This is a genomic window from Quyinboa sediminis (assembly GCF_042219855.1).
Taxonomy (GTDB): Bacteria; Bacteroidota; Bacteroidia; order Bacteroidales; family UBA5342; genus JBHJHP01.
The window spans coordinates 1-4,564 of the sequence record NZ_JBHJHP010000021.1 but is presented as its reverse complement, the minus strand read 5'-3'; the positions used below and the strand labels follow the sequence as shown (position 1 = coordinate 4,564).

Genomic DNA, 4,564 nt, shown 5'->3' with positions numbered 1-4,564 from the left:
TTATGTTTCCCTAGTCTTTCCAGTGTACACTTGTTTTTTCAGGGTTACACACAACGTTCCCGCGGTATGGTGTCGTGCGGTTGACTGTCCCACGGAGTGGAGACTGTCAAGCCGAAAACGACGGCATACGGAATGTGAGTTTGCAAATTAAAACCAAACCGCATGCACTATGACCGCGTGTTAGGCCTTGTATTTTATTCAAGGTCTAGTACAATTTGTATGTTTTCCTTAACACTTTCTACCAATTCAGCAGGTAAAACTCCAACTCTTTTCACAAGTCTTTTGTTGTCAATGGCTCTAATTTGGTCAATCATAACATCGCAGTCCTGATGTAGGTTTGCCATTCCTTTTTGTAAATGAACTCTCAATATTTCGGAGTCCTTTTTTGTATTAGTCGTTATTGGGCAAATAACTGTCGAAGGGTGAGGGATTTTGTTGAGTAAATTGGTCTGAACAGTTAAAACTGGTCTTGTTTTACCAGGTTCAGTTCCAATTTGAGGATTCAAGTCCGCTATCCAAATTTCAAACTGTCTAATCTGCATAGTCGATCTCCTCAAAGTCTTTAAGAGTATTCATAGAATCTTTCTTTACAAGGGCAGATTCTTTATTTAGTCTTTTCTCAATCATTATACGTTTCTGCATTTGATTGTAATACTCCAATGCCTCATTTATATACCTGTTCCTCGGTTTTTTCATTCGAGAAAGAATCTTTTCAGTTTCTCCGAAGATTGAATCGTCAATTTTTAAAGATATTGTTTTCATTTTCTTTATTGTTTGTGTTCTTCAAAGGTATATATTAAAAGTATATCTAACAAGTAAATATTGTTAAATTCAATATGAGGCCTAACGTTCCCGCAGTATGCTGTCGTGGCAGTTTCTTTCCGACGGGAAAGGAACTGTCAGGACAAAAGTGATTTACCGCGAACGTTGATATGTTTTGTTTAAAATAACTGCCATGCAGTATGACCGTGTGTTAGGTGCTGCTGTTTCTTTGTCTGCCCGCATTGAGATTGTAAGATCTGGTCATCTTTCCCGTTCAATTTCCCTGTCGTTAACCTGAAAACCCAAAATAAGAAACTTTCCTGGTACTAAGGACAGTTGCTGCGAAAACTTTGAGTTTAAAGATCACACCCTAACTTCTCAAACGTGAAGACCAGCATAGGGGAGACGTTAATCCGGTGTCCGCCAACTCTAATCACCATTTAAATAAAGCGTTGGCAAATTAACGGCTAACCAGCTAAGAGCAGCAACTAAATTAAAATAGACAGTCAATTTAATGACGGTTGCACCTAACGTTCCCGCGGTATGGTGTCGTGCGGTTGACTGTCCCACGGAGTGGAGACTGTCAAGCCGAAAACGACGGCATACGGAATGTGGGTTTGCAAATTATAATAAAACCGCATGAACTATACCGTGTGTTAGCGGTACGTTGCTTTTTTAAGTCGTTATCATTCCACTAAAAAGATATTTATTCTCATACTTATCAAACATAAAAATCAAGTCATATGCTCCCTCTTCTGCTGCTTTACATTTTATAGTATAATGTATTCTAATAATGCTGTCATTATTATATAAATGCCAATTCTGAGTCGATAAGTTTTTCAAATGCATTAATTCATTTAAATGATTCTCAAATATAAATTTTGCTTCATATCTATCACCAAATGAGTTTTTTAAAGAGTCACTTAATTCAGAACATTTAATTGTATCAAAGGAGTTTACCAATAGATAGTTAATCTGTTTCGTTTCTAACGCATTCATAAAATCTAACCAAATACTATCTGCTTTATTTGTCGAATGATTCCATGGAGATTTTTTTAATATTTCTTTCTCAACTATCTGATTATACATATCTAATTTATGATCAATAATATCTCCTAAGAATATTACTTTTAGGTCATATTTCTTTTTAATTGAATCAAAATTTGTATTATATGCCAGACCAAAGAAGAAATATTTCAAATCATTTTTCTGTAAGTCACTCTCAAATAAATTTTTCGCATCGTTATAAGTTTCAATATGGGAATACCTATTAATTATTTTATTAGTTTGATAAATCTTAAATTTTCGAAAGCCGAAAAAAATTATCAATCCACAAAGAGCACATAGTATTATAAATCTTGAACTTTTCAAAATGATTGATTTAAATGCATAGTCGTTTTGCAATTACCGCTAACGTTTCGCGGTATGCTGTCGTGGCAGTTTCTTTCCTAAGGGAAAGGAACTGTCAGGACAAAAGCGACAGCCCGCGAATGTTGTAATATTTTATTTAAAAGTACTGCCATGCAGTATGACCGTGTGTTAGCTTTTGTATGTTATTCTTTAACAATCTTATAATTAAAAAAATTACCCTCATTCTGTATTACTAAAAAGTAAATCCCTTTTTCAAACCCGATAAAATCAATTGTAGATTGACAATTAAATGAATAAACCTGTTGACCATAAACATTATAAATTTTTCCTGAGTACTTCATATTTAAAAACAATATTTTTTTAACAGGATTAGGATAAATATTTATAGATAAAAAATTTGAGGATTGAACAGAAGTTACATCTATATATTTAGTAAGTATTCTCGTGCTATCTGGTAAAGGATATCCTGAAAAAAGGTATAAATTTTGTAATTGGCCATGTGGAAATTTACCTGGAATTGGAGGATAGTCTTTTGAATATTTAACAAAGTATTGCTGGTTAGCGATGCCTGAACCTGAATAGGTGTCTTTTCCGTCATATGTTACTATGAATGTTTGGTTTTCCTTTATACCCATACAATTTATCCATTCTAGACAATCACTTGGGCTGAGCCAGTCTAGGTTTTTCAAATCATTCCAATCCGCAACGGTGTAGTTTTCGCCATATACTACAAATTCATTTATGTTCCAGAATTCTATTGCCGTATAAGTTTCAGTTGTCAATTTAAACTTTTCACATTCATTTGAGTACAAGTGTATCGAAATACTAATTAGTAAAAAAAATAATATTGTTCTCATGATTAAAGATTTTAGGAATTATTTTTAGGTGTAATGTCTTTGTCTCTTTTCATATTAAAGCTAACGTTCCCGCGGTATGGTGTCGTGCGGTTGACTGTCCCACGAAGTGGAGACTGTCAAGCCGAAAACGACGCCAGAATGAATATGGTTTTGCAAGTTAAAATAAACCGCATGCACTATAACGTGTGTTGGCAACTGGCATTATTTTAGTTTGTTATTATTTTATCTATCATTTCATTAAGAAAGTCTTCACTTCTATTTCTTGCACTTATTAGTCGGTAGAGTAACTGTAAAAATATCATAACCGAGAATGCAATGATTATCTTTTTTAGAAATATACCAACTAATAGAAGTCCTATGATAAGTACGATGTCAGTTAAAATGTCTATAAATGCTGTGAATCTAATTTCTACTTTTTTATCAATATTATAAAGCTCTATAGTCCCTTTTTTAATAGTTGTCATATAAGCAGCATTTGATCCCCATTTCCATTTTCTGTTGTTAAAAACAATTTTATTTCTGGTGCTTTCAACATTATCAGCATTCTTATTTTTTAAATAGGTCTTTATCTCTTTGCTGAGGTCATTCATCGAAATCCTATCACTGTCCAGTGAATAAGTTGAATAATATTTTATTCGCATTAGTTGGAGTTTATGTCTTTCTTATGCTTGTTGCCAACGTTCCCACGGTATGGTGTCGTGCGGTTGACAGTCACACGAAGTGTTGATTGTCAAGCCGAAAACGACGACATACGGAATGTGAATTTGCAGATTAAAACAAAGCCGCATGCACTATGACCGTGTGTTAGCTGCCGTTTTTTATTTTTTGTTTAATTATGTCTAAATCGCGTTTCTTATCTCGTATAATTCTTTTTTGTCCATCGTGGTTGAAGTCGTCATACGAAATCTCAATCAGTTGTATTCCGTTCTTTGGTAAGACTTCTCGTCTTCTTTGATCATAAATCTTTCTTTGTTCTCCTCGATTCACTCCACTGACTGTCATTTTGTTAGGCTTGTCAAAGAACTGGACTTGTTCTGTATGCTGTTTCTCTCGATATTCCACGACTAAACTCAATTCTTCGTAATAAGCATCTACTGGAAGTAAAACCGACCTACCTTGTGAATTTGGGTCCCCTTTCAAAAAGTCAAATTTATGTTGTCGGGATGCTTTAAGTTCAAGAGCTTGGTCGCAAAGGTCGATTATATATTTTTCATCAGAGTCTTTGTTTCTTGAAGTCGATAATTTGGTTTTATTCTTTGTAAAAGTCTGGTCAGCTTTTTTAAATCCAGGTGATTTGTCAGCGAGGAAAACAGTTGAGCCGTTACGTCCAAAAAGTTTCGGATAGTTCCTTGTTCGTCCGTGAATTTGAAATGGTTCGATTGGTGAGCCGTCTTTTTTCTGATACCAATTATTTCTATTCAATTCCGAAGCAATTTCAATTGTAGTCATTGGTCGTCTTTGTTGTTGGAGTAGTTTTTCTATTGCTTCGTGTAATGTTGTAAGCTTCCCCAAAAACTGGACAGTTTAAAAGTAGACAAAATAGTATTAATTTTAAACTGTAATTATGAAGAAGA

General features: G+C 34.3%; 6 protein-coding genes. All 6 read right to left on the bottom strand.

The features are described from left to right. Positions 1–194: 194 nt before the first annotated feature. The 6 genes from ACE1EF_RS19870 to ACE1EF_RS19845 all read right to left on the bottom strand — a co-directional run bounded on the left by ACE1EF_RS19870 (position 195) and on the right by ACE1EF_RS19845 (position 4,439). Complete coding sequence (locus ACE1EF_RS19870) at positions 195–542, bottom strand: type II toxin-antitoxin system PemK/MazF family toxin (protein ID WP_375722458.1); 348 nt, start codon at positions 540–542, stop codon at positions 195–197. Further along, the gene (locus ACE1EF_RS19865) at positions 532–762 is read right to left on the bottom strand and encodes a ribbon-helix-helix domain-containing protein (RefSeq protein ID WP_375722457.1); all 231 of its coding nucleotides are present in this window, start codon (positions 760–762) and stop codon (positions 532–534) included. Before ACE1EF_RS19865 ends, ACE1EF_RS19870 begins: the two co-directional genes overlap by 11 nt. A 675-nt stretch (positions 763–1,437) precedes the next feature. Further along, positions 1,438–2,133, bottom strand: coding sequence for a hypothetical protein (locus ACE1EF_RS19860; RefSeq protein WP_375722456.1), 696 nt, complete (start codon positions 2,131–2,133; stop codon positions 1,438–1,440). Positions 2,134–2,315: 182 nt separating this feature from the next. Beyond that, positions 2,316–2,990: a T9SS type A sorting domain-containing protein gene (locus ACE1EF_RS19855; RefSeq protein ID WP_375722455.1), complete on the bottom strand. Its 675-nt coding sequence runs from the start codon at positions 2,988–2,990 to the stop codon at positions 2,316–2,318. A gap of 206 nt (positions 2,991–3,196) precedes the next feature. Further along, on the bottom strand, positions 3,197–3,631 hold the full coding sequence (locus ACE1EF_RS19850) for a hypothetical protein (protein ID WP_375722454.1): 435 nt from the start codon (positions 3,629–3,631) through the stop codon (positions 3,197–3,199). Between the two features lie 163 nt (positions 3,632–3,794). Next, positions 3,795–4,439: a hypothetical protein gene (locus ACE1EF_RS19845; protein WP_375722453.1), complete on the bottom strand. Its 645-nt coding sequence runs from the start codon at positions 4,437–4,439 to the stop codon at positions 3,795–3,797. Positions 4,440–4,564: the final 125 nt, after the last annotated feature.